The 26,172-nt window shown below is 67.7% G+C and carries 19 protein-coding genes; 12 read left to right on the forward strand and 7 right to left on the reverse strand.

The features are described 5' to 3' along the window. Nucleotides 1-18: 18 nt before the first annotated feature. From nirB to ASD71_RS09035, 6 genes are read left to right on the forward strand one after another with little or no spacing between them, the layout of a single operon-like run. Nucleotides 19-2,580, forward strand: a complete 2,562-nt coding sequence (gene nirB, locus ASD71_RS09010) for a nitrite reductase large subunit NirB (RefSeq protein ID WP_056562240.1) — start codon at nt 19-21, stop codon at nt 2,578-2,580. After that, nucleotides 2,580-2,930, forward strand: a complete 351-nt coding sequence (nirD, locus tag ASD71_RS09015) for a nitrite reductase small subunit NirD (protein WP_056562243.1) — start codon at nt 2,580-2,582, stop codon at nt 2,928-2,930. The genes nirB and nirD overlap by 1 nt, the downstream gene beginning before the upstream one ends. A gap of 49 nt (nt 2,931-2,979) precedes the next feature. Next, nucleotides 2,980-3,792 (forward strand): formate/nitrite transporter family protein, encoded by an 813-nt coding sequence (locus ASD71_RS09020; protein ID WP_056562246.1) that lies wholly within the window; start codon nt 2,980-2,982, stop codon nt 3,790-3,792. Between the two features lie 11 nt (nt 3,793-3,803). Further along, on the forward strand, nt 3,804-5,552 hold the full coding sequence (locus ASD71_RS09025; RefSeq protein ID WP_056562249.1) for a bifunctional protein-serine/threonine kinase/phosphatase: 1,749 nt from the start codon (nt 3,804-3,806) through the stop codon (nt 5,550-5,552). 12 nt (nt 5,553-5,564) lie between these two features. Further along, nucleotides 5,565-6,341, forward strand: a complete 777-nt coding sequence (gene cobA, locus ASD71_RS09030) for a uroporphyrinogen-III C-methyltransferase (RefSeq protein ID WP_056562252.1) — start codon at nt 5,565-5,567, stop codon at nt 6,339-6,341. Nucleotides 6,342-6,383: 42 nt separating this feature from the next. Next, nucleotides 6,384-7,646 carry a nitrate- and nitrite sensing domain-containing protein gene (locus tag ASD71_RS09035; RefSeq protein ID WP_056562255.1) on the forward strand — a complete coding sequence of 421 codons (1,263 nt, stop codon included), beginning with the start codon at nt 6,384-6,386 and terminating at the stop codon, nt 7,644-7,646. A gap of 11 nt (nt 7,647-7,657) precedes the next feature. Here the strand turns inward: ASD71_RS09035 and ASD71_RS09040 are convergent, their stop codons facing one another. From ASD71_RS09040 to ASD71_RS28355, 5 genes are all read right to left on the reverse strand, one after another. Beyond that, nucleotides 7,658-9,184, reverse strand: coding sequence for an MFS transporter (locus ASD71_RS09040; RefSeq protein ID WP_056562258.1), 1,527 nt, complete (start codon nt 9,182-9,184; stop codon nt 7,658-7,660). 13 nt (nt 9,185-9,197) lie between these two features. Then, nucleotides 9,198-10,421 carry an efflux RND transporter periplasmic adaptor subunit gene (locus ASD71_RS09045; RefSeq protein ID WP_056562261.1) on the reverse strand — a complete coding sequence of 408 codons (1,224 nt, stop codon included), beginning with the start codon at nt 10,419-10,421 and terminating at the stop codon, nt 9,198-9,200. Next, nucleotides 10,418-11,950, reverse strand: a complete 1,533-nt coding sequence (locus tag ASD71_RS09050) for an efflux transporter outer membrane subunit (RefSeq protein WP_082578840.1) — start codon at nt 11,948-11,950, stop codon at nt 10,418-10,420. Before ASD71_RS09050 ends, ASD71_RS09045 begins: the two co-directional genes overlap by 4 nt. An 81-nt stretch (nt 11,951-12,031) precedes the next feature. After that, nucleotides 12,032-12,487 carry a MarR family winged helix-turn-helix transcriptional regulator gene (locus ASD71_RS09055; protein WP_056562264.1) on the reverse strand — a complete coding sequence of 152 codons (456 nt, stop codon included), beginning with the start codon at nt 12,485-12,487 and terminating at the stop codon, nt 12,032-12,034. 130 nt (nt 12,488-12,617) lie between these two features. Then, on the reverse strand, nt 12,618-14,741 hold the full coding sequence (locus ASD71_RS28355) for a transcriptional regulator (RefSeq protein WP_235512072.1): 2,124 nt from the start codon (nt 14,739-14,741) through the stop codon (nt 12,618-12,620). Between the two features lie 161 nt (nt 14,742-14,902). Between ASD71_RS28355 and ASD71_RS09065 the strand changes: the two genes are divergently transcribed. After that, nucleotides 14,903-15,751 carry a class I SAM-dependent methyltransferase gene (locus tag ASD71_RS09065; RefSeq protein WP_056562271.1) on the forward strand — a complete coding sequence of 283 codons (849 nt, stop codon included), beginning with the start codon at nt 14,903-14,905 and terminating at the stop codon, nt 15,749-15,751. A gap of 630 nt (nt 15,752-16,381) precedes the next feature. Here the strand turns inward: ASD71_RS09065 and ASD71_RS09070 are convergent. Further along, nucleotides 16,382-17,443: a LacI family DNA-binding transcriptional regulator gene (locus ASD71_RS09070; protein WP_056562275.1), complete on the reverse strand. Its 1,062-nt coding sequence runs from the start codon at nt 17,441-17,443 to the stop codon at nt 16,382-16,384. A gap of 112 nt (nt 17,444-17,555) precedes the next feature. Here ASD71_RS09070 and ASD71_RS09075 point away from each other — a divergent pair, with 112 nt between their 5' ends. The 5 genes from ASD71_RS09075 (at nt 17,556) to ASD71_RS09095 (ending at nt 23,708) form a co-directional block, all read left to right on the forward strand. Further along, entirely contained in the window at nt 17,556-18,578 is a 1,023-nt protein-coding gene (locus tag ASD71_RS09075; RefSeq protein WP_056562279.1) for a TRAP transporter substrate-binding protein, read from the forward strand. An 11-nt stretch (nt 18,579-18,589) separates the two neighbouring features. Further along, nucleotides 18,590-20,470 (forward strand): TRAP transporter large permease subunit, encoded by a 1,881-nt coding sequence (locus ASD71_RS09080; protein ID WP_056562283.1) that lies wholly within the window; start codon nt 18,590-18,592, stop codon nt 20,468-20,470. A 67-nt stretch (nt 20,471-20,537) separates the two neighbouring features. After that, nucleotides 20,538-21,077, forward strand: a complete 540-nt coding sequence (locus ASD71_RS09085) for a VOC family protein (RefSeq protein ID WP_056562286.1) — start codon at nt 20,538-20,540, stop codon at nt 21,075-21,077. Nucleotides 21,078-21,102: 25 nt separating this feature from the next. Continuing rightward, nucleotides 21,103-22,380, forward strand: coding sequence for a ribulose-bisphosphate carboxylase large subunit family protein (locus ASD71_RS09090; protein ID WP_056562289.1), 1,278 nt, complete (start codon nt 21,103-21,105; stop codon nt 22,378-22,380). After that, a complete protein-coding gene (locus tag ASD71_RS09095; RefSeq protein WP_056562292.1) occupies nt 22,377-23,708 on the forward strand; it encodes a four-carbon acid sugar kinase family protein in 1,332 nt (443 codons plus the stop codon). Before ASD71_RS09090 ends, ASD71_RS09095 begins: the two co-directional genes overlap by 4 nt. Before the next feature lie 14 nt (nt 23,709-23,722). On the opposite strand, the gene ASD71_RS09100 is transcribed toward ASD71_RS09095, so the two are convergent. After that, nucleotides 23,723-26,104, reverse strand: a complete 2,382-nt coding sequence (locus ASD71_RS09100; protein WP_082578957.1) for a DNA internalization-related competence protein ComEC/Rec2 — start codon at nt 26,102-26,104, stop codon at nt 23,723-23,725. Between the last annotated feature and the right edge of the window lie 68 nt (nt 26,105-26,172).

The raw sequence follows: 26,172 nt of genomic DNA on the forward strand, positions 1-26,172 counted from the left end.
CAAGCCTGGGGAAATCCCATGAATGCAGCGGCCACATCCGATTCCTTGCAGACGCTGGTTGTCATCGGCAACGGCATGGTGGGTCATCATTGCGTCGAGCAATTGATCGCCCGCGGCGCCCTCGAGCGCTATCGCATCACCATCTTCGGCGAGGAAACCCGCCGCGCCTATGACCGCGTCCATCTGTCCGAATACCTGAATGGGCGCGACGCCGAGTCGATGGCGCTGGGCGAGGCTTCGCTTTACGAGCAGGACGGCGTGTCGCTGCGACTGGGCGAGCCCGTGCTGGACATCGACCGCCACGCCCGGGAAGTCATCACCGCCAAGGGCCGCTTTGCCTACGACAAGCTGGTGCTGGCGACGGGCTCGTATCCCTTCGTGCCGCCCATCGCGGGCGCCGAGGGCAATTCGCGCCTGGTGTACCGCAGCATCGACGACCTGGACCTGATCCGCGAGGCAGCCAGCGGCGCGCGGCGCGGCGTGGTCGTGGGCGGCGGGCTCTTGGGACTGGAAGCGGCCAACGCGCTCAAGTCGCTGAATCTGGAAGCACACGTGGTGGAATTCGCGCCGCGTCTGATGCCGGTGCAGCTGGACGAGGCCGGCGGCGCGGCGCTGAAAGCGCGCATCGAGGCGCTGGGCGTGGGCGTGCACCTGTCGCGCGCCACGCAGGACATCAAGCCGGGCACCCAATACCGTTACCGCATGCGTTTTGCTGAAGGCGCGCCGCTGGAAACCGACCTGATCGTGTTTTCGGCCGGGATCCGTCCGCAGGTGTTCCTGGCGCGCAAAGCCGGGCTGGCGCTAGCCGAGCGCGGCGGCGTCGCCATCGACGAACGCTGCCGCAGCAGCGATGAAAACATCTACGCCATCGGCGAATGCGCGTCCTGGAACGGCACCGTCTTTGGCTTGGTCGCGCCCGGCTACCAGATGGCCCGCATCGTCGCCGCCGACCTGTGCGGCGCGCCCGAACAGGCATTTTCGGGCGCCGACATGTCCACGAAGCTCAAGCTCTTGGGCGTGGACGTGGGCTCGATTGGCGACGCGCACGGCGTCACGCCCGGTTCGCGCAGCTACCGCTACATCGACGAGGCCGGCTCCGGTTACCGCCGCCTGGTGATCTCCGAAGACGGCAAGCGCGTGCTGGGCGCGGTTCTGGTGGGCGACAACAGCTACTACGACACGCTGCTGCAATACGCGCAGAACGGCATCGCGCCGCCCGCGGATCCGTCCAGCCTGATCCTGCCGCAAGGCCAGGCCGCGCCGCTGCTCGGCGTGGACGCCCTGCCCGCCACCGCCACAATCTGCTCCTGCCACAACGTCAACAAGGGCGCGATATGCGACGCCATCGACGGCGGCTGTACGGACCTGGCCGGCGTCAAGGCCTGCACCAAGGCGGCCTCGGGCTGCGGCGGCTGCGCGGGTCTGCTCAAGCAGGTGGTCGAACACGAACTCGCCAGCCGCGGCGTCGTGGTGGACAAGAGCCTCTGCGAGCACTTTGCCTACACCCGTCAGGAGCTGTACGCGATCGTGCGCGTGAGCGGCGCCGAGACCTTCGAAGAAGTCCTGGCCAGCCACGGCCGCGGCCACGTCGGCTGCGAGATCTGCAAGCCCGCCATCGGCTCGATCCTGGCGTCCTGCTGGAACCGTCCCATCCAGGACCCGCACCTCGTGCCGCTGCAGGACACCAACGACACCTTCATGGCCAACATGCAGAAGAACGGCACTTATTCGGTGGTGCCGCGCATGCCGGCCGGCGAAGTCACGCCCGATGGCCTGATTGCCGTCGGCATGGTCGCCAAGAAATACAACCTGTACGTCAAGGTGACCGGCGGCCAGCGCATCGACCTGTTCGGCGCGCAACTGCACGAGCTGCCCGGCATCTGGTCCGAACTGATCGCCGCCGGCTTCGAGACGGGCCACGCCTACGGCAAGTCCACCCGCACCGTGAAGTCCTGCGTGGGCAGCACCTGGTGCCGCTTCGGCGTGCAGGACAGCGTGAAGATGGCGCTGGACATCGAGCACCGCTACAAGGGGCTGCGCGCCCCGCACAAGCTGAAGTTCGCCGTGTCCGGCTGCACCCGCGAGTGCGCCGAGGCGCAAAGCAAGGACATCGGCGTCATCGCCACCGAGAACGGCTGGAACCTGTACGTGTGCGGCAACGGCGGCATGCGCCCGCGCCATGCCGAGCTCTTTGCCACCGACCTGGACGACGCCACCCTCATCCGCTACATCGACCGCGTGCTGATGTTCTACATCCGCACGGCCGACAAGCTGCAGCGCACGTCGGTGTGGCGCGAGTCGCTGGAAGGCGGGCTGGACTACCTGAAGGCGGTCGTGATCGACGACAGCCTGGGTCTGGGCGCCGAGCTTGAAGCGCAGATGCAGCTGGTGGTGGACCGCTACGAATGCGAGTGGGCCAACGCCATCAGCGACCCCGAAAAGCTCAAGCGCTTCCGCACCTTCGTCAACGACAGCCAGGGCGACCCCGACATCCAGTTCGTGCAGGAACGCGGCCAGCCCCGCCCGGCCCCGGCGCGCGCCGCCCAGCGCGTCATCCCGATTGCCGAGGAGATCGTCTGATGGCCGCCTTGCCCAAAACCCAACCCGCCTGGCGCCGCGCTTGCGACCGCCAGGACCTCGTCGCCAATTCCGGCGTCGTCGCGCTGGTCGACGGCGCGCAGGTCGCACTGTTCTATCTGCCGGACGCGCCGGGCCAAACCCTGTACGCCGTGTCGAACCGCGATCCGAAGTCCGGGGCCAACGTCATTGGCCGGGGCATCGTGGGCCAACTGGCCGGCGACCTGGTCGTGGCGTCCCCCCTCTACAAGCAGCACTTCCGGCTGGCGGACGGCAGCTGCGTGCAATTTCCCGAGCAGCGCCTGCAGACCTGGCAGGCGCGCTTTAACGGCGACGCGGTCGAAATCGCCTGACGGCCGCCGCGAACGTATTCAACACATCAGCACAGCAACAGGAAACATCATGTCCTACCTAGCTCCCTCCGAGTTCGTCACCAAGATGGTGGATGCCGGCGAATCGAAGCTCTACATGGCGACCCGCGACGTCCTGATCCGCGCCTTCATGGCCGGCGCCATCCTCGCGATCGCCGCGGTCTTCGCCGTCACCGTCACGGTGCAAACCGGCTCGCCCATCCTCGGCGCCGCGCTCTTTCCGGTCGGCTTCTGCATCCTGTACCTGATGGGCTTCGACCTTTTGACGGGCGTATTCGTGCTGACCCCGCTGGCGCTCTTCGACAAGCGGCCCGGTGTCACGATGGGCGGCATCCTCAAGCACTGGGGCAAGGTCTTCGTGGGCAACTTCCTGGGCGCGCTGACCGTCGCCGTGCTGATGGCCATCGTGTTCACTTACGGCTTTTCGGTGCCGCCCAACAAGGTCGGCCAGGTCATCTCGCACATCGGCGAAGACCGCACGCTGGGCTACAAGGAATACGGCGCGGGCGGCATGCTGACCATCTTCATCCGCGGCGTGCTGTGCAACTGGATGGTGTCGCTGGGCGTCGTGGGCGCCATGATCTCGACCACCGTCAGCGGCAAGGTCATCGCCATGTGGATGCCCGTCATGCTGTTCTTCGCCATGGGCTTCGAGCACTCCATCGTCAACATGTTCCTGTTCCCGTCGGCCATGATCATGGGCGGCAACTTCTCGATCATGGATTACATGATCTGGAACGAGATCCCCGTGGTGCTGGGCAACCTGATCGGCGGCATTTCGCTGACGGGCCTGACGCTCTACACCACGCACATGAAGACCGCGCCCAAGCGCCGCTTCAACTGATACGCCCCGGCATGGACAGCTTCTCGCCCGCCACCTCGCCCGCCGTCTCGCTCAGGGTGGCGGTGGGCCAGCACACCGATCCCGGCGTCAAGTCCGTCAACCAGGACTTCCACGGGCTGTGCGTGCCGGGCGAGCCGCTGCTCGGCGCCAAGGGCATCGCCATCGCGCTGGCCGACGGCATCAGCAGCAGCAACGTCAGCCACATCGCCAGCGAAACGGCGGTGGCAAGCTTTTTGGAAGATTATTACTGCACGCCCGAAACGTGGTCGGTGAAGAAGTCCGCCCAGAAGGTGCTCAGCGCGGCCAATGCCTGGCTGCATTCGCAGAGCCGCCAGCGCCACGGGCAGGATCAGGACAGCGGCTACGTCTGCACGCTGACCGTGATGGTGCTCAAGGGCGCCACCGCGCACATCCTGCATATCGGCGACGCGCGCATCTATCGTCTGCGGGACGGCGTGGTCGAACAACTGACCGAGGACCACCGCGTCTGGGTCGCGCACGACAAAAGCTACCTGGGCCGCGCGCTGGGCCTGGCGCCGCATCTGGAAATCGACTATCACACGCAGGCCGTGGAATCGGGCGATGTGTTTTTGCTGGCGACCGACGGCGTGTACGAGCATGTCGGCGACGACGATCTGCGTGCGGCCGTCACCGCCAATACCGGCGATCTGGACGCGGCCGCGCGCGCATTGGTCGCGCTGGCGCTTGCCCGCGGCAGCGACGACAACCTGACCATCCAGATCGTGCGAGTCGACGCCCTGCCCGCGCGCCAGGCCGGCGAGCTGGCCCAGTACTCCGGCAGCCTGCCCTGCCCGCCGCTGCTGGACGTGGGTCAGACATTCGAAGGCTTTCGCATCACCGACGAGTTGCGCGCCAGCAGCCGCAGCCACGTCTACCTGGCCGAAGACATCGACAGCGGCGACACGGTCGTCATCAAGATACCGTCGCTGGATCTGCGGCACGATCCCGCCTATCTGGAGCGCCTCTTGACCGAGGAATGGCTGGCGCGCCGCATCGACAGCCGCCACGTCGTGCGGGCCTGGCCGCGCACGCGGCAGCGCCGCTCGCTCTACACCGTCAGCGAATACATCGAAGGCCGCACGCTGACGCAATGGATGGCCGCCAACCCGCGTCCCGCGCTGGAACCGGCGATCGCCATCATCGAGCAGATCGCGCGCGGCCTGCAGGCCTTTCATCGGCTGGAGATCGTGCATCAGGATCTGCGGCCGGACAACATCCTGATCACGCCGGACGGCACGGCAAAGATCATCGACCTGGGCTCGGCCCGCACGGCGGGCATCCAGGACCTGAGCGCCGAGGACGACGACGCCTTGCCGGTGCTGGGCACCGCCCAATATTCGGCGCCCGAGTACTTTCTGGGCGAAGCTGGCACGGCGCGGTCCGACATCTATTCGCTCGCGGCGATCCTGTACCAGATGCTCTCCGGCCGCCTGCCGTACGGCGCCGACGTGGCGCGCTCGCGCAGCCGCGCCGCACAATTGCGTCTGACCTACGTGTCGGTGCTGGACCGGGAACGCGAGATTCCGGCCTGGATCGACAGCGTGCTTAGCCGCGCCCTGCATCCCGACCCGCAGCACCGCACGCCCGAGCTGTCCGAATTCACGCACGCGCTGCGCAATCCGCCCGACGTGCGCGGCGGCGAGCGACTGCCCCTGCTGGAACGCAATCCGGTGGCTTTCTGGAAAGGCCTGTGCCTTGTCCTGGCCATCGTGATCGTGATCCAGGCCCTGAACTCCTGATACGAGACGACCATGCCCGCCACGAATCCCACCGTGTCCCTGATCGGCGCCGGCCCCGGCGACCCCGAGCTGCTGACCTTGAAAGCCGTCAGGGCGCTGGCCCGCGCCGACGTGGTCCTGGTCGACGACCTGGTCAACCCCGAGATTCTGCAGCACTGCCCCCACGCCCGCATCGTTCGCGTGGGCAAGCGCGGGGGCTGCCGTTCCACGCCGCAGGACTTCATTCAACGCCTGATGCTGCGTTATGCGCGCCAGGGGCTGCGCGTGGCGCGCCTGAAGGGTGGCGACCCGTGCATCTTTGGCCGTGGCGGCGAGGAAACGCAGTGGCTCAGCGACCACGGCGTCGCCTGCGAGATCGTGAACGGCATTACCGCCGGGCTGGCCGCGGCCACCTCCGCCGGCATCCCGCTGACGCAACGCGGCATGGCTCAGGGCGTTACACTCATCACCGCGCATTCGCAGGACGGCGCAACGCCCGATTGGTCCGGATTGGCGCGCAGCGGCACGACGCTGGTGGTCTACATGGGCGTGGCAAAGGTGCACGACATGACCCGCCAGTTGCTGGCCGCCGGGATGGCCCCGGACACGCCGGTGGCGATGATCGAGCGCGCGTCGCTTCCCGGCCAGCGGGTCTGTGCGTCGACGCTGGCCGGCATGGCGTTGGACGCCCAGGCCTTCCGGTTACGCAGCCCGGCCGTGCTGGTCATCGGCGAGGTTGCCGCCTGCCGGATGTTCGGCGTGCTGGACGACGCGGCAGGCGCGATTGCGCCGCAACGCCGGACGGCCTGATTTCCGCGAAGACACCGCGCCTCACCCCGCATAGAGATTTCGATGGCCGAACGCCACATGCCGCCGCCGCTGCGCTTTCTGCTTGCTGCCCGACGCAGCGAGCTCCAGGGCCTGGAAATCCTGGCCGCCACCTGCGACCTGGTGCTGCGCATCAGCGCGCTGGTGCATGCGCTGCAAAAAGAGCGCGGCTATTCCAACCTGACCCTGTGCAGCCCCGCAGGCCGGCTGCAGCCGGCGCTGGCCGGCCTGTCGAGCGACGCGCAGGTCGTGGAAGCCGACGTGCGCGCATTCCTGGATGGGCTGGAGGCCGACACCGCGGCCGGCAGCAGCCGCGCGCGCCTGCTCAATTGCATTGCGTACGCCCTATTCCGTCTGGACGAATTGCCGGCCTTACGCCGCCAGATCCGCGACCGGTGCGTGGCGGTGGAAGACGCCGATACCCACTTCACCCAAGTGATCGGCAGCCTGCTGGCAGTGGTCTTCGAAGCCGCCGACTCGTCGCTGGACCCGGACGTGACGCGCCTGTTGGTGGCGCTGTTGAATTTCATGCAAGGCAAGGAACTGAGCGGCCAGGAGCGCGCCTGCGGCGTCATGGGCTTTACGGCCGGCTGGTTCGACGACGCGCGCAAGGCGCGCATGCTGGGCCTGGCGGCCAACCAGGCGCGCAGTTTCGGCGTCTACACGCAGTACGCGCAAGGCGCGCCGCTGCAGGCCTGGGATCAAGTTCAGCAGCAGGCGCAGCCGGTGCAACGCATGCGCGACATGGCGCAGCACACGTCAGACGCGCAGCGTGTCGACAGCGGTCTGGCCGAGTTGTGGTTTGACTTGTGCACCGCGCGCATCGACGCCATGCGCAGCGTCGAGACACAGTTGGCACAGGAACTGGCGCAGCAATGCGCCCGGCGCATCGCCGACACCCGCCAGGAATTGGACGACCGCCGCCTGCTGCTTAGCCGCTACACCGATCACGCCAGCGGCCGCGCCCCCAGCATGGTGTTCAGCGTGCAGAGCCGCATTCTGGACGTGCCGCCCGAGGACGGCGTGGGCAGCGAGCTGGAACGGTCGATCCTGGACATGATGCGCGAGCAGACGCTGCGCATGCAGCACGCCGACGATGCGCTGACCAGCGTGCGGGGCGCGCTGGACGACAGGAAGCGCATCGACCGCGCCAAGCTGCTGTTGATCAGCCGCTATGGCCTGAACGAGCAGGCGGCGCATGAACGCCTGCAACGCGCTGCGATGGACGGCGGCCTGTCGCTGGCGGACGTGGCGCGGCAGATCATTGCGCAGCTTGGCGGCAACTGAACCGCACCCCCCTAGCGGAACACGCGCTGCACTAGGCTGACGGCCGCCGCCGCCAGCGCCACCCCCGCCACGATCTGGAAATGATCCAGGCTGGCCAGCAGCACCGACTGCTGGTTCAGCAGTTGCGCGATCTGCGCCGTGGCAAGTTGCGGCGCCGCTGCCGGCCCCACCGCCGCGGTGAAATAGGCGGTCAGCTGCGCCATCGCCGCCTCGAACTGCGCGTTGCCGGTCGCGATGCTTTCCTGCAGCACCGTGTAGTGCCGGGAGGTGAACCACTGCTGGCCGACGGTGGCCAGCATGATGCCCAGCGCCTGGCCGATCTGCGCCAGCATGTTCTTGACCTGCTGCGCATGGGCGAACACCGCAGGGTCGCCCGTCAGGCCGGTGAAGGTCTGCATCGCGGTCGTGGGCATGAGGGTCATGATGAACATGCCGTAACAGGCCAACGCGGGAAACACGTCGGTCCACATGTTGGCCGTGGGCGTCAGCCGCGACATCCACACCCCGAACGCCGCCAGCGCCAGGAAGCCGGTCACGAAGAACTTGCGTGGCGACGGCCAGCGCGGCAGCAGTTGCGACATGACGGCCCAGGTCAGCACGCCCGCCCCCAGCCCCATCGCGAAGAACTCGCCTGCCGTGATCCATGCCTGCCCCAGCGCGCGTTGCAGCATCAGCGGCACCAGGTAGCCATTGGCGCCAAGCATCACGTAGCAGACCATGAAGAGGCCCAGCCCGCACAGGAACCGCACTTCCTTCATGCCGCCCAGCCTGAGCAGCGGCGCGCCGTTGCGCGTCTCCGACCACACGAAGTAACCCAGCGCGGCCACGCCCGCCGCGGCCGACAGCGCCAGGAAGCTGCCCTGGCTGAAGAAGTCGTAATAGGCGCGCTGCAACGCATGCAGCACAAGAAAGCTGCCCCCGCCCAGCGCGGCGATCGGCAGCAAACGCACGTTGCCAGCCAGCACCGAGCCCGCTTCACGGCCCGGCATGGCCAGCATGACGGGCGCCATCGCAAGCAGCGACAGCGCGGCGATCAGCCAGAACATCAACGGCCAGCCATCGTGCTCGACCGCCATCGCGGCCAACCAGGGCGCCAGCGCCGTGCCCACGCAAAGCCCTGTCGCCAAGGCCTTGATGCCCAGAAAACGCGCCGGACTGGGCGGGATCAGGTTCACGGTCAGCCGGGACGACGTGAGCATCGCCGCGCAGCCCATCGCCATCAGCACCCGCCCGAGCAGGAACCCGGTCTGGTCCTGCGCCAGCGCGCACACGGCCGCGCCCACGCCCGCCGCGGCCAGCGACGCCAGCAGGTAGACCCGCAGACCCAGCCGATGCGTCAGCCAGCCCTGCAACGCGATCATCATCACCGCCACGCAGGCGTAGATGAGCGCGATATGGGTGTATTCCTCGGGGCTGGCGCCGATTTCGCCCATGATGGGCGCGGCGCCGAACGTGGCCATACCGTTCTGCAGGAAGTCGATGAACGTCAGCGCGCCGATGACCAGCAGCAGCGAGACCGGGGGCTTGGGGTGGGACATGTGCGCCGCCCGATCAAAGGTTGGCGTCGATGATGGCGCGCACCTGGGCGTCAGCCTGGGCCAGCTCGTCGGCATATACCGCCGTCGTGTAGGCCTGCGCCTGCCCTTGCGCCGCGACCAGGCGCTTGCCGTCGCGCGCCTCGGTGTCCACCTCGACCCGCATCGACAGGCCAAGCTGCAGCGGCTGCGCCGCGACCTCTGCCGGGTCCAGCGCGATGCGCACCGGCACGCGCTGCACCACCTTGATCCAGTTGCCGGTGGCATTTTGCGCCGGCAACAGCGAGAACGCGCTGCCCGTCCCCGCATCCTGGCCCAGCACGCGTCCGTGATAAACCACGCCGCCCCCGTACAGATCGGTGGTCAACTTGACGGGCTGGCCGATCCGCACATTGCGCAACTGCGATTCCTTCAGGTTGGCGGTGACCCACAGCTGATCCAACGGCACGACCGACATCAGCGCCGCGCCGGCCGCCACGCGCTGTCCGACCTGCACGCCGCGCTTGGTCACCACGCCGCCCACCGGCGCCGGGACCTTGGTCCGCGCAAGCGCCACGCTGGCATTGCGCAGTTGCACGGCCGCGGCCCGCACGTCCGGGTGCGACTCGACCGTCGTGCCGTCGATCAGCGCATGGTTGCGCTTGAGCTGTTCGTTCGCAACGTCCAGCGCGGCGCGCGCGGTGCGCACGGCCTGCTGCGCATGGACCAATTCCTCGCCGGGGATGGCGCCGATCTTGGCCAGCGCAGACCGGCGCGACACGTCCTCCTGCGCGCGGGCCAGGTCGACCTTGCGCAGCGCCACGGTGGCGCCGTCCTGCCCGGCCATCGCAAACTGGCCGCGCACCTGCCGCACGCTGCGCGCCAGATTCGCGCGCGCGGCGTCCAGCGCCAGCTGCGCGTCCACGCCATTCAGCTCGATCAGGACCGCGCCCGCCTCGACCCTGTCGGTGTTGTCCGCGCGGATCGCGGTCACCACGCCGCCGACCTGCGGCGTCACCTGCACGACGTTGCCTTCGACATAGGCGTCTTCCGTCGATACCCAACGGCCGTCGGAATACTCGGCATAGGCGCCGGCCAGCACGGTGAAGGCCAGGATCGCGGCGCCGCCGACGGCGACTTTGCGTGCCAGGCTGCCGCGCGGACGGGACGAGGAGGAAGGCGGGTTCGGGGTGGCTTCGGGCTTCATGGCTTGCGGGGAATCGGTATGGGAAGGAGCGGATGGATGGGGATGACGGTTCATGACGGACGCCCGGCTTCGGTGAGCGCGGCCGCGCCGGATGCCGCGGCTGATGCGGAGGCTGCGGACGTCTTTGACGCCTCGGGCACATAGCCCCCGCCCAGCGCCCGGATCAGTTCCAGATGCAGCGCGCGGTTGCGCGTATCCAGTTCGATCAGCAACTGCTTTTGCTGCAGCACCTGACCTTCGGCGGACAGCACCTGCAGATAGCTGCCCACGCCGCTGCGGTAGCGCGCGGACGCCATGTCGTAGGCTTCCTGCGTCAGCCGCAGCGCTTCCTGCTGCTGCGCTGACCGCTCGGCCTGCCAGCGCAGCGACACCAGCTGGTCCACCACGTCGTGCAGCGCCGTGACCAGCGTGCCGTTGTATTGCTCGACCGCGACGTCGTACTCGGCCTGCCGCGCGCCCAGGTTGCCGCGCAGCCGGCCGCCGTCAAAGACCGGCAGCGAGATCGCCGGGCCGATGCCCAGCACGCGGCTGCCGGCGTTCATCAGGTCCGACAGGCCCAGGCTTTGCAGCCCGGTAAATGCCGTCAAGCTGACGTTGGGATAGAACTGCGCGCGGGCGACCTTGATCTCTGCGCCGGCCGCTTCCACACGCCAGCGCTGCGCCACCACGTCGGGACGTCGGCCGATCAGTTCTGCCGGCACCGTCGTCGGGATCGCGCCGGCAAAACCGCCGCGCAGCGACGGCCGGCGCACCTGAATGCCCGCGTCCGGTCCGCGGCCCACCAGCGCCGCCACCTGATTGCGCGTCAGCGCGATCTGTTCGTTGAGTGCGGCGATGCGTTCGCGCGTCGCGGGCAGCGCGGCTTCGGCCTGCTTCATGTCCAGGCGCGAATCCAGTTGGGCGTCGACGCGGCGCTGGGTCAGCTTGAGCGTGTCCTCGCGCTGGCGCAGCGTGTCTTCGGCCAGGTCGCGCAGCAGATACGCGGTGTCCAGCTTCAGATACGCGCGCACCAGCGACGTCGTCAGCATCAGTTCGGCGGCATGGCGGTCCACCTCGGCGGCCTGCGCGCGCTGCAGCGCGGCGTCCAGCGCCGACCGGTTCTTGCCCCAGAAGTCGATTTCGTAGCCCACGCCCGCCTGCAGGTCGGCCGTCCAATCCCACGAGCCGGCCAGCGGCTGCGGCGTGGTGCTGTGCTCGCTGAAACGCTGGCGCGTTGCGCGGCCATTCAGATTGCCCTGCGGCGACAGCGGCGCCCCCGCGACGCTGGCCAGCGCATCCGCCTGCCGCACCCGCGCGGCCGCGACCCGCAGACTCGGCTGCTCGGCCAGCGCGGCGACCACAAGCTGGGTCAGCTGCGCGTCGCCAAAACTTTCCCACCACGCCTCGGTCGGCCATACGGCCGGGGACACCGGCGTCCCGTCGAGCGACGCGGTTGCCGCCAGCTGGTTGGCGCTGCCCACCGTCGAATGGATATGCAGGTCGCCCGTGCTGGCGCATCCGGCCAGCAGCAGCGCCGACAGGGTGAGGCCCAGGATGTGACGGGGGCACCTTGGGCTCAGGAGAGTTGGGGAGGAGACTTGCATGGTGAAGGGGCCTTTCTTTTGCTCAGGCCGTATATGCCTAGGCAGATAAATAGATAAAAAAATCGGCGGACCCGGGAAACGCTAGTCCGCCCGCGCGTTGATCAGGATGCGGGACAGCAGCTTTTGCAGCAGTTCCGCTTCCGCTTCGGAAAACCCGTCCAGCAACCTGCGAAACGCCACCTCGGTGAGCTGCCGTGCCTGGGGGAATGCCGCCTTGCCCTGCTCGGTGAGTTCGATTAGCGAGCTGCGGCGGTCGGACTCGTTTTCCACCCGGCGGATGAAGCCCTTGGCGGCGATCCGATCCAGCAGCCGGGTCATGGCGCCCGAGTCATAGGCCAGGACGCGGCAGAAGTCGCTAAGCGTGCGGCCCCACCCCTTGACGATGCAATTAAGCACGACGTACTGCTGAACGGTGATCTGCAGCGGGGCCAGCTCGCGGTCCAGCGCTTCGTGAATGCCGTTGCGCACGGAGGTCACCAGGAAACCCAGCTCGCCGGTGCACAGTTCGTCCAGTACGGAAGGTGATGCGTTGCTCATGATGGGCCTGGCGCGTAGTCGTTGGAATCAACGGACGCATATTAGCTGCCTAGGCAGTTATTTAGCAAGCGAAATCTGACGGTGGGTGCCGGATTTCATACCTCCCGTTCCCCCGGCTACCCCCGACGCGTCATCCGATCCCGATCCGCCGCGCGCCCTCGCGGAACAGCGCCTGCGTGTCCGGCTCCAGCCGGAACGATGCCAGGAAGTCCTCTACCCGATAGGACGACTGCGCCTTGCGGATGGCGGGCAGAAAGCCCAATGCCTCGTCGGTCCGGCCGGCCAGCGACAGACAGCACGCGGCAATCGCCAGAATGTGCACGTGCGCGTTGGGCCGCGCGGCCGCCTTGATCGCCCATCCAGCCGCCTCGTCGATCCGGCCGAGCCGCACCAGCGCCAGCGCGCGCACCGCCAGCATGCCGAAAAGCAGCGGATCGAAGGGGCTCAGATGGCGAGAATGGTCGGATGCGCCGATGGCGGCCTCTGCGTCGCCCATCTGGCAGTCGACAAAACCTAGCGTGTAATGGCCCAGCGCGAAGTTCGGGCTGAGGTCTACGGCGATCTGCAGTTCACTGACCGACTGGTCCTGGCTGCCGCGCAGCCACAGCGCCCGCCCCATCGCCCAATGCGCCGCCGGATCCCGGTCATCGGCGATCAGGCTTTGGCCGGCCGTTTCGAATGCCCGATCGATGGCGCCACCCTGCTCGTCCCAGCGCTGAAACGCCGTCTGCCAATGCGTGAACGACAAGCCCGCGTAGGCCCGCGAAAACGTCGGATCCAGCCGCACCGCCAACTCGAAGAAATGCCGCGCCTGCTCGTTGTCGGTACGGTTGAACCGGTACATGTGCCACAGGCCGCGGTGATGCGCCTGCCACGCGTCCAGCGAATTGGGCGGCGTCAGGATCGCGCGGTTGCGCTCGGCGGCTTCAATTTCAATATCGACGGACGCCACGATCCGGTTGCCGATCTCGTCCAGCGCCAGCAGCGCGTCGTCATAGGGGTGATCAAGGACATCCGCCCAGACGATGCGCGCCGTGCGCGAATCAACCAACTGCACGTCCACGGCAAGCCGCTGGCCGTGACGCCGCAGCGAGCCGCTGACGACGTAATCCACGTTGAGTGTGCGGCCCGCTTCCTCCGGTCCCACGCTGCGCTGATCCAGCGCAAACACCGTGCCCTGCGCGATGACGAACAGGCTGCGCAGCTTCGCCAGCCTCGCGATGACGTCAAAGGCCAATCCGTCCGCCAATCCGCCGCGTACGCCCGCCTGCGCGGACCGGTCCACAAACGGCATCACCGCGATGGAGGCGCGCCCGCGCCGGTCGGGCGGGGGGTCGGTAAGGCGGGAAGGAGGATCGGCTTCGGGTGGCGGCTGGCCCGTTGTGTCGGCCGCAAACGGCGCGGCGGTGTCCGTCGTGATCGTTGCTGCGGCCTCTCCAACCCGCGGCATCGCTTCCGATGTCCCGACCTGATCCGAGGCGGAGCTGGGGATCTGCCCTGACGCCTGCCCCCCGCCCGCCCGTCGGGCGCGCACGTCGCGCCACGCCTCGCGCAGCAGCCGCCCGTCCAGTCCCTCGGCCTCAAACGCGCGCACGGCCGCAGCCAGATGCTCCTCGCCTTCGCGCCACTGCCCGCGCAGTCCCAGCGCGTCCAGCATCAGTTCATGCGCCTGCGAATCGAACGGCGCCAGTTGCAGCCATTTATCCAGGCAGGCGAAGCGTTCTTCCGCCCTCGCCGGCAGGCTCGCGGCCTGGTGCGCCAGCACGGCCGCATGGCACGCCCGCAGGCGCCGCCGCTGCGCGGTCAGCCAGCTATGGAAGAACGGGCTGCGGCCGATTTCCAGCCCTTCCAGGAAATCACCCTTGAACAGCGCCGACAGGGCGCGCAGCCTGTCTGGGCTTGCCTTGTCGATGCCCGCCTGCATCGCCGTGCCGATTTCGATGACATCCACGCGGCAATCGGACAGGTCCAGACGCACGGCGTCCTGCACCGTCTCGACCCGGCGCCGGCCCGGCTCGTCCAGGAGGCCGCGCGCCTTGCTCAGGCACCAGCGCAACTCACCGCGCGGATCGTTCGGAATGTCCCACAGCAATTCGCACAGGTGCGAGCGCATCACGGCATTCGGGGCCAGCGCAAGGTAGGCAATCAGCGCCCGCAGCTTGCGCGACGGCGGCAACGCCAGCGGGTCGCCGCCGCGGCTGATCGCCATCGGCCCCAGCATGCGCACGTGGATGCCCGCGCCGGTCGAATCCACGGCAGATTCCACGCCGGCTACCACGCTCGCCTCCACGCCCGGTTTTTATCGTTGTTTCCGGGGCGCACGGCACGCGAATTCCTTCGCGGCGCTGGTTGCACTACCCCGGCGCGCTGGCAATGGATGCCGTCGCGCACCCCACGCAATAACGGAGAATCACCATGTCCATTTCCTCCCTTGCCACCAGTGACGTGCGCGAAACCGCACAGCCCGACCTGGCCGCCTTGAAGACTCGCCAGCAGGGCACCTGGTCCTCCGGGGACTACGCCGTCGTCGGCACCACGCTGCAGATCGTGGGAGAACAGCTTTGCGAAGCCCTTGATGTCCGAGCCGGCCAGAAGGTGCTGGACGTTGCAGCCGGCAACGGCAACGCCACGCTGGCCGCTGCCCGCCGCTGGTGCGACGTCACGTCGACCGACTACGTGCCGGCGCTGCTCAGCCGCGGCCGCGAACGCGCCGCCGCGGAACGCCTGAAGATCGAATTCCAGGAGGCCGACGCCGAGGCGCTGCCCTTCCCCGACGCGGCGTTCGACGTCGTCATGTCGACCTTCGGGGTGATGTTCACGGCCGACCAGGACAAGGCCGCGTCCGAACTGATGCGCGTGTGCAAGCACGGCGGCAAGATCGGCCTGGCCAACTGGACGCCCGACGGCTTCATCGGCCAGATCTTCAAGACCATCGGCAAGCACCTGCCCCCGCCCGCCGGCGTCAAGTCGCCCGCGCTGTGGGGCACCAAGGCGCGCATCGAAGAGATGTTCGGATCGCAAGCCGCGTCGATCCAGTGCGAACCGCGTCATTTCGTGTTCCGCTACCGTTCGCCCGAGCACTGGATGCAGGTCTTCAAGACCTACTACGGCCCGCTGCTCAAGGCCTTCGGCGCGCTGGAACCGGCGGCGCAGACGGCGCTGACGGCCGACATCACCGCGCAGATCCAACGCTTCAACCGCTCTGGCGATTCGGCGGTCGTGGTGCCCAGCGAGTACATGGAAATCGTGATCACCCGCCGGTGATCGCGCGGCGAGCCCCGCCTCGCAAGTGGCGGGGATGGCCTGGCGGTCGGCTGTGTGGTCCATGGCGCAACGCCTTCACGGCCGCCCACCGGCAAGCGCCGGGCAACCGTTGTTGAGGAACCATCGTTGAAGTAGGCAGCGGCGTACCCCGCCGCTGCCGCACTGGGTGCGAGCCCATAGCCGAAATAATACGCCCGCGATCCGCCGATTGGCGCAGATGCGGACGCTTGAGCGATCCGACGTGTAGGACTGAATGAGGTGTCAGACACCGGCTCAAAACGTAGGACTGATTGAGGTGTCTGACACCCTGGGGAGACAGTCGTCGTGCCAAGGGCTTTCCTCAAGGGTGTCAGACACCGGGCCACATGAGACACCGCGGCCACATGAAGGGTGTCGATGAGGTGTCTGACACCAGCCCAAAACGTAGGACTGAATGAGGTGTCTGACACCCTGGGGAGACAGTCGTCGTGCCAAGGGCTTGCCTCAAGGGTGTCAGACACCGGGCCACATGAGACACCGCGGCCACATGAAGGGTGTCGATGAGGTGTCTGACACCCTGGGGAGACGGTCGTCGTGCCAAGGGCTTGCCTCAAGGGTGTCAGACACCGGGCCACATGCACGCCGCCGCCCCTACGGCAAGTTCTCCCGGAATATCACCTGGCTACGCGCCAACTCCACCCCATTCATCGCGCTGCGCTTGTCCCGCAGGTTGCTGAAAATCCGCACGCAGCTCATCAGCGCTTCCATCGGGCTCTGCGTAATGACCGCGTCCATCGTGCCGTCGATCAGCAGCGACCGTGTATCCGGCGTCAGTCCATGCCCGATGAAAACAACCCGGTGCTGCTGCCCTGCCTCTTTCAGCGCGCGAGCCACGCCGTCTGACGCGCCGCCGATGTTGTAAATCCCGGCGAGCTGCGGATATTGCTCCAGCAGCTGCCGCGTCTGCTCGTAGTTGCGCTGCGCGTCGTCATACCCTTCGCGCAGGTCCACCACCTGCATCGCCTGAAACTGTTCGGCGTAGAGCTGCAGAAAACCGCTTTCCCGCTCTTCATGGGCGCGGTAATGCCGCGACCCCGCGATCAGCGCCACATGGGCCGCGCGTAAACCGATGAAGCGCGCGATCAGGTAGCCGGCCGTGCGCCCGGCGGCGCGGTTGTCCAATCCCACATACGCCGTGCGCGCGCTGTTGGCGATGTCCGAAATCACCGTCACTGTCGGCACGCCCTGTTGCGCCAGCGCGTTCACGGCTTCGCGGACCACGGGGTGCTCCAGCGCCATGAACGCAATCCCGTCGGCCCGCTTGCCATGCTTGACCAGCGCCTGCGCCAGCGCGTCGGGGTTGAAGCTCTCTACATATTCGACGTGGCACTTGGCATTGAGCGGCGCGAAGTGCTCGTGCGCGAAGCTGACCGTGTCGCCCAGCATGCGCAGGTAGCGGTTGCTGCCGCGCGGCAGCAGGAACACCAGCCGCATGGGCTCGGGCGCGGGGGCCGCGTACGCCTCTTCGTCCGGCAAGTAGTCCAGATCGATTGCGGCCTTGAAGACCTTTTGCGCCGTGGCCGGGCGCACGCCGGGCCGGCGGTTCAGCACGCGATCGGCCGTGGCGGTCGACACGCCGGCGCGGGCGGCCACATCCGCCAGCCGGGCCAGTCCACGAGAGGAAGCACTTTTATTCACATCAAAAACCATCATGAATAAGATTTGACGATGATAGCGCCTATTCACTATTGTCCACAGTGCCGCATGGCTCAGGCGGTTTTGTGGCACATCAAAAAACATCATAAGTAAGACAACGGAGACAACCATGAAGCTGCTTACTCGCCGCAGTGCCCTGCGCCGCCTTTGCGCGGTCCCCGCCCTTGCCGTCGCCGGCACCGGCTTTCCGCTGATCGCCCGCGCCGCCGATTATTCGCTCAAGTACGGCAACAACCTGCCGGTGACGCATCCGCTGAACATCCGCGCTCAGGAAGCGGCCGAACGCATCCTCAAGGAAAGCAACGGCCGCGTCGACATCAAGATCTTCCCGAACAATCAGCTGGGCGGCGACACCGACATGCTGGCGCAGGTGCGTTCCGGCGGCATCGACTTCTTCACGCCGTCCGCCCTGGTGATCGCCACACTGGTGCCGGTGGCCGCCATCAACGCCGTCGGCTTCGCGTTCAAGGACTACGACCAGGTCTGGAACGCCATGGACGGCGCGCTCGGCGCCCACGTGCGCGCCGCCATCGCGCAGCGCAAGCTCTACGCCTTTGAAAAGATGTGGGACAACGGTTTCCGCCAGACCACCAGCAGCAAGAGCCCGGTCAACACGGCCGCCGACATGGACGGCCTGAAGATCCGCGTGCCGGTGAGCTCGCTGCCGATCTCCATGTTCAAGGGCCTGGGCGCTGCGCCCGCCAGCCTGCAGTTCAGCGAGGTCTACTCGTCGCTGCAGACCAAGGTGGTGGACGCGCAGGAAAACCCGCTTCCCATCATCCAGGTCGCCAAGCTGTACGAAGTGCAGAAGTACTGCTCGCTGACCAAGCACATCTGGGACGGCTACTGGTTCATCGCCAACGGCCGCATGTGGGAAGGGCTGCCCGCCGACTTGAAGACGGTTGTGGCGCGCGGCATCAACGAAGCCGGCCTGGCCCAGCGCGAAGACATCAAGAAGCTCAACGCCTCGGTGCAGGCAGACCTTGAAGCCAAGGGTCTGGTGTTCAACCAGCCGTCCGCGGACAGCTTCCGCGAACAGCTGCGCACCGCGGGCTTCTACAAGGAATGGCAAGGCCGGTTCGGCAACGAGGCCTGGGGCTTGCTGGAGCAGTCCGTCGGCAAGCTGGCCTGAGGTCGCGCGTCATGTCCTCCCTGTCCGCTCCCCACGCCGCGGCGCCCGCGCTGCCGGCCAATCCCCTGCGCCGGGCGGCCGGCGCGCTCGACAGCGTGTTGGGCACCGTGGTCGAACACGTTGCCGCGGCCATCGTGCTGGTCGAGATCCTCGTCCTGTTTGCCGGCGTGGTGGCGCGCTATGCGTTCCACAGCCCGCTGGTCTGGTCCGACGAACTCGCCTCCATCCTGTTCCTCTGGCTGTCCATGCTGGGCGCCGTCGTGGCATTGCGGCGCGGCGAGCACATGCGCATGACCGCGCTGGTGAACAACGTCAGCCCCGCGCGGCGCGCGCAGCTTGAAACCGCGGCACTGGCGGCCTCGCTGGCCTTCCTGGTGCTGATCCTGGCGCCCGCCATCGAGTACGCGCATGAAGAGCACTTCATCATCACGCCCGCGCTGGAGCTCAGCAACGCCTGGCGCGCCGCGGCGATTCCGGTGGGCATGGGGCTGATGGGCATCATCGCGCTGCTGCGCCTGCTGCGCACGCAGCCGCTGCCGCAGGTCGCAATGGCGCTGGCTGGCGTGGCGGCGGTCGTCGGGCTCTTCTGGATGGCGCAGCCGATGTTCGCGGGCCTGGGCAAGCTGAATCTGGTGATTTTCTTCGTGGGCATCGTCGCCGCCACCGTGTTTTCGGGCGTGCCGATTGCCTTCTCGTTCGCACTTGCCACCTTCTCGTATCTGGCGCTGACCACCAACACGCCGATGGTCGTCATGGTGGGCCGGCTGGACGAAGGCATGTCGCACCTGATGCTGCTGGCGGTGCCGCTCTTCATCTTCCTGGGCTCGCTGATCGAGATGACCGGCATGGCGCGCGCCATGATCCAGTTCCTGGCCAGCCTGCTCGGCCACGTGCGCGGCGGGTTGTCGTACGTGCTGATCGGCGCCATGTATCTGGTGTCGGGCATCTCGGGCTCGAAGATCGCCGACATGGCGGCCATCGCGCCGGTGCTGTTCCCGGAAATGAAAAAGCGCGGCGCCAAGCCCGGCGATCTGGTCGCCCTGCTGTCCGCCACCGGCGCGCAGACCGAAACGATTCCGCCATCCATCGTGCTGATCACCATCGGTTCGGTGACCGGCGTGTCGATCGCCGCGCTGTTCACGGGCGGCCTGCTGCCCGCCGTCGTGTTGGGTCTGGCCCTGTGCGCCGTGGTCTGGTGGCGCTACCGCAAGGAAGACCTGAGCCTCGTCCAGCGCTTCACCTTCAAGGAGATCGGCCGCTTCTTCATGATCGCGCTGCCCGCCGTGGCCCTGCCCTTCGTGATCCGCGCCGCCGTCGTCGAAGGCGTGGCGACCGCCACCGAGGTCTCCACCATCGGCATTGTGTACTCCGTCGTCGTGGGCCTTGTGACCTACCGCTGCTTCGACTGGGCGCGTGTGAAGCCCATGCTCATCGAGACCGCCTCCCTGTCCGGCGCCATCATGCTGATCGTGGGCTGCGCCACCGCCATGGCATGGGCGCTGACGCAATCCGGATTCTCGGGCGACTTGGCCAAGCTGATGGCGGGCATGCCCGGCGGCAGCTACGGCTTCCTGGCTGTCTCCATCGTGGCGTTCATCATCCTGGGTAGTGTGCTGGAAGGCATTCCCGCCATCGTGCTGTTCGGTCCGCTGCTGTTCCCGATCGCAGTGCAGGCCGGCGTGCACGAGGTCCACTACGCCATGGTCGTGATCTTCGCGATGGGCATTGGCCTGTTCGCACCGCCCTTCGGCGTCGGCTACTACGGCGCCTGCGCGATCAGCCGGGTCGATCCCAACGAGGGCATCCGCCCGATCTGGGGCTACATCGGCGCGCTGCTGATCGGTCTGATCGTCGTGGCCGCCTTCCCCTGGTTCTCCATCGGTTTCCTGTGACGCGACGCGGCCCCTTGCGGGCCGCGCCCTTCCCGTCTCTCAGCCACCCTTTTTAAAAAGATCCAACATGAGTCGTTTCCTGGGCGAGATCCGCCAACTCGGTTATGTCGTGCACGACATCGAAGCCGCCATGGACTACTGGAGCACCAAGCTCGGCGTGGGCCCCTGGTACTACAACCCGCGCGTGCCCATCGTCAATTACCAATACGATGGCGAACCCCACGAGCCGCACAACTCCGTCGCCCTGGCCAACTCCGGCTATGTGCAGGTCGAACTGATCCAGACCCGCAACGACGTGCCCTCCATGTACCGCGACTTCCTGCAAGCCGGCCGCACCGGCCTGCAGCACGTCGCCTACTGGACCGAAAGCTACGACGCCGACCTCGAGCGCCTGCTGGCGCAGGGCTTCAAGCCCAAGATGAGCGGTGAAGTCGGCGAGAAAGGCCGCTTCATCTACTTCGACACCGAATACCACCCCGGCACCGTCATCGAGCTCTCCGAAGTGGCCGGCCCCAAGGGCCGCCTCTTCGACCTGATCCGCGAAAGCTCGGTGAACTGGGACGGCAAGGACCCGGTCCGCGCCTTCCCCGACCTGAGCCGCCTCTGATACGCCCCTGCCGCACACCGCCACCATGAATTCCCAATCGTTTACCGCCACCTACCTGATTGAAACCCCCGTCGACCCCGCCAAGGTTGCGGAGGTCATGGCCGGCGAGCAGTCCTGCGGCACGTTCACGCGCGTTCAGGGCGAAACGGACGAGCTGCGCGCCCGCGCACGCGCCCGCATCGAATCCATCGAAACGCTGGAAACGGTCGACACGCCCAGCCTGCCCAACGCCTACCTCGCGCGCCAGCCAGGCGGCATGCCCGCCAAGTTCCAGCGCGCGCGGATTCGCATCGCGTTTCCGGTCGCCAATGTGGGCGCCAACCTGCCCACGCTGGCCGCCACCGTCGGCGGCAATCTGTACGACCTGGGCGAAGTCACCGGCCTGCGGCTCGAAAGCATGGAGCTGCCCGCCAACTACCGCGCCCAGTTCGACCTGCCGCAAGTCGGCATCGCCGGCACGCGCGCGCTGACCGGCGTGGACAAGGGCCCGCTGGTCGGCACCATCATCAAGCCCAACGTCGGCCTCTCGCCCGAACAGACCGCGCATCTGGTGGCGCAGCTGTGCGCGGCCGGCGTGGACTTCATCAAGGACGATGAGGTGTGCGCCAACCCGGCCCACGCCCCGCTCGCCCAGCGCGTGGCCGCGGTCATGGCCGTCGTGCGCGCGCACCGCGAACGCACCGGCCGCAACGTGATGGTCGCGTTCAACATTACCGACGAGACCGACGCCATGCGCCGCCACGCCGACCTGATTGAACGTGAGCGCGGCACCTGCGTCATGGCCAGCCTGAACTGGTGCGGCTACTCGGCCATCCAGACCCTGCGGCGCAGCACGCCGCTGGCGCTGCACGGTCACCGCAATGGCTTCGGCGCGCTGTCGCGCCATCCGCTGCTGGGCATGGGCTTTCAGGCGTACCAGACGCTGTGGCGGCTGGCCGGCGTGGACCACATGCACGTGCATGGGTTGCAAGGCAAGTTCTCGCAGGAGGACAGTGAAGTCGTGGACTCGGCCCGCGATTGCCTCGCGTCGCTGACGCCGGGGATCGACGACGCCGTCATGCCTGCTTTCTCGTCTGGTCAATGGGCCGGGACGGTGCCTGCCACGTGGGCCGCCGTGCGCAGCGACGATCTGATGTTCATGTCCGGCGGCGGCATCCTGGCGCACCCGGACGGTCCTGCGGCGGGTGTGCAGAGCATCCGGCAAGCGTGGCACGCCGTGCGCGACAACCAGCGCCTGGAAGACTACGCCCGCAACGCGCCCGAACTGCAGCGCGCGCTGGAATTTTTTGGAAGCCGCGCATGATTGGCGGCACCGCGCCGCAGGTCTGTTGGTATGGCGACGACTTCACCGGCGCCACTGACACGTTGGCCGAGGTCGCCCGGGCGGGCCTACGCAGCCTGCTGTTTTTAGGCGTGCCGTCTTCTGCGCAACTGGAGCGTGCCGGCCCGCTGGACGCCATCGGCATCGCCGGCGCCGCGCGTGGCATGACGCCTGCGGAGATGGAGCCCGAACTGGACGCCGTGGGCCGGTTCATGGCAAGCACCGGCGCACGCATGCTGCACTACAAATGCTGTTCCACCTTCGACAGCGCGCCGCATGTTGGCAGCATCGGCGCCGCCGTCCGCACGCTGCGACGCCACCTGCCCAATCCGCTGGTGCCCATCGTCGGCGGACAGCCCAGCATCGGGCGCTATTGCAGCTTCTCCCAACTCTTTGCGCGCGCGGGCGCCGCGCCGGAGATCCACCGCATCGACCGCCATCCGGTCATGAGCGTGCATCCGGTTACGCCGATGCACGAGGCCGACCTGCGGCTGCACCTTCACGCGCAGGGGCTCTCCAGCATCCACGCCGTGCCGCACATTGCCTATCCGCCGGCCGCCGACAAGCCCGCGCTCGACGCGTGGATCGACCACGTGATCGATACCATCGACGGTCCCCTTCTGCTGGACCTGGTGGATCAATCGCAGCTAGCCATCATCGGCCGCCTGATCCGCCGCGCGGCGGCGCGCGCGCCGCTCCTGGCCGTGGGGCCGAGCAGCGTGCAGCAGGCGCTGGCCCGCGCCACCACGCCCGCCCCCGGACACGGCATGCAAGCGGCGCCCCTGGGCCTCGCAGACGGACCCGTGCTGGTGGTGGCGGGTAGTCTGTCGCCGGTCACCGCGCGGCAGATCGCTGCCTGCGAGCATTACGTCCGGCAGCCGCTGCAGGTCGACCGGCTGCGCACGGATGCCGCCTACGCGGCCGAGCAGGCGCAATTGGCGGCCGCCACGCTGGCCCGGGGCCGCAACGTGCTCGCGCACACGGACAAGCCGCCCGGCCCGGTGAGTGCGCAAGACACCGCCGCCACCGCCCGCGCCACCGGCCGCCTCGTGGCGGACATCGTGCACGCCAGCGGTCAGGCCGGCAGGCGCCTGGCGCGCATCGGCATCGCCGGCGGCGACACCTCCAGCCAGGCCACGCTGGCGCTGGGGTTGTGGGGGTTGGCATTCAGATGCGTGCTGGCGCCGGGCGTCACCGTCAGCGTCGCCCGCAGCGACGATCCCCTGACCGACGGCATCGAGCTGATGCTCAAGGGCGGGCAGATGGGCGGGGACCGGTTGTTTGATCAGTTGGCCACAGGGAACGGCTGAGACGCCTGCGGTCGTTAGCGACCATGCCAATACCGTCCCGCTCGCTCCCGCTGTGCCCACACTTCCAACCCATCGGGTCCCGATTCCGCCCTCACCGCGCCGTCCCGATCGCTGCGCCAGAACTTGCCCCCCGCGCGCATCCAACGCAGTTCCACCGCCCGCGCCGGATGCTTGAACCGATTCAGGTGTCCCGCCTGCGCAATGACGTGCTTGGCCTGCGCTGCCGCCACCAGTTCACGGCTGGACGATGAAGACGAACCGTGATGCGGCGCCAGGACAACGTCGGCATCCGCCAGCCCCAGCGCGACCAGCGCCCTCTCTTGTGCCACGCCCACATCTCCGGTCAACAACAGGGAATGGTCCTTACCCTCCACACGAAGCACGCAACTATCAGCATTGCGGTCATCCGCCTTGCCACTGCGTTCCGAAGGCCCCGGATGCAGGAAAGTGAACACCACCCCATCCGCCTCCCACCGCCCTCCCCGTTCGCACCGCTCCATCTCATCAGGCAAGACCGGCTGCGCATTGCCCACGTCCGGCCACATGCGGGCGTCCCGCCGCACGTAGGCCGGCAGATCGAACGACGTATAACTTCGCCGCACCGGCACCGCCGCCAGCACCGCGCGCGTGCCGCCGACATGATCCATATCGGCATGCGACAGCACCAACACATCCAGCCGTCCGATCCCCCGCGACTGCAAGAATGGCGCGACGACGCGTTCGCCCGCGTCGCTGCCGCCGTAACTGCGCGGCCCGGCATCGAACAGCAACGATTGGCTGGCCGTTTCCACCAGGATCGCGCTGCCCTGTCCCACGTCCATCGCGCTCATGCGCCAATAGCCGGGTTCCGGCTTGTCCGGCCGCCAGAACAGCAATGGCAGCATGCAGGCCCATCCCAGATGACGCCCCGGCCAGCCGCGCGCCTGCAGCGCCCACGCCATGCCCGCGACCGCCAACAGCAGCCACATCCAGCCGGCCGCCGCAACCGGCACGCTGGCCCAGCTTGCGTTGCCCACCCATGCCACCGGCACCATGGTGAGGTCGAAGGTGCCCAGCCCTGCCTGCCCCGCCCACGCCGCCAACGTCTCCGCCCCGGGCAGGCAGGACAGCGCCGCGCAAAGCAGCGCCAGCGGCGTCACGATGAACGTCACGACCGGTATCGCCACCGCATTCGCCAAAGGCGAGCCCAACGAGACTTGATGCACCAGAAAAGCCAGCAACGGCATCAGCCCCACGGTCACCATCCATTGCACGCGCACCGCCTGCCCCAGCCGCGCCGCGCAGCGCGCGCGCCAACCGGCATCGATATCAATCGGCGCGGCGGCGATGCGCATCAGCACCGCCACCGCGCCGAACGATAACCAGAAACCGGCGGACACAGGCGCCCACGGGTCCAGCGCCACGACGGCAGCCGCCGCGCACGCCAGGACGCGGCCGCCCGACAACGGCAACCTCGACAACGCCGCCGCCAGCACCACCAACAACATGAAGAACGTGCGGCGCGCAGGCACGCCCCAGCCGGCAAGCAGGCAGTACAGCAGCGCGACCAGCGCCGCCACCGCCCCGCCCGCGATACGCGCGGGCACGCGCTCCGCCAATCCCACGCCGCGCCAGCGCATTCGACGCCATAGCGCCGATGCGAGCAGACCGCCAATGCCCGCGATCGACGTCACGTGCATCCCGCTGATCGACACCAGATGCGTAATGCCGCTGCGGTTGAAGATCCGCCAGTCGTCGCGCGACACACCGGCCTGGTCCCCGATCGCCAACGCAATCAACACCGGTGCATAGCGATGCTCGCCCAGCGCAGCACGCATGCCTTCGCGCACGTGGTGCCGCGCGCGTTCAATCGCGATGCCCGGCGACGCCCATGGCCGATCTTCCAGCAGCACGGGTTGTCCGCGCACGGTGCCGGTAGCGCGAATACCTTGGGCAAACATGCGCCCCTCCGTATCCGGCCCTGCGGGATTGAGCAGGCCATGCGGCCTGCGCAACACCAAAGCCATGCGCCATACCTGACCCGGCAGCACCTGCGGCACGGTCTGATTGGCCCCGGCCCCGGCCTGCCACGTGACCTGGATGTGCGAGGGAATACCGGGACGCGCGGGCGAATCAAGCTCCGCCAGGAAACGCAACCGGTTCGCGTCGCCATCGGGCAATCCCACCACACGCAACACCAGCCGCGAGACCTGATCCTGGTGCTCGTCGGCCAGCGTGTCGTCCAGGCGGTGCTGGGCTTGCAGGGCCGCGTTGAAAAGCCCGGCGCAGGATCCCAGCGCCAAGGCGGCAAGCACACGCAAGCAAGGATGCCGAACGCGCGTCCATGCGGCGCAGAAAGCCGCGCCGGCGGCAGCGAGCACCCACAGCACAAACGCACCGGGCAAGAACGGCGACATCTGCACCAGCCCCGCGCCGGCCACGAACGCGAGGCAGAATGATCGGCCCGTAATCGCTTTCTCCTGAA

The sequence above is a fragment of the Achromobacter sp. Root565 genome (assembly GCF_001427425.1).
Taxonomy (GTDB): domain Bacteria; phylum Pseudomonadota; class Gammaproteobacteria; order Burkholderiales; family Burkholderiaceae_B; genus Achromobacter; species Achromobacter spanius_D.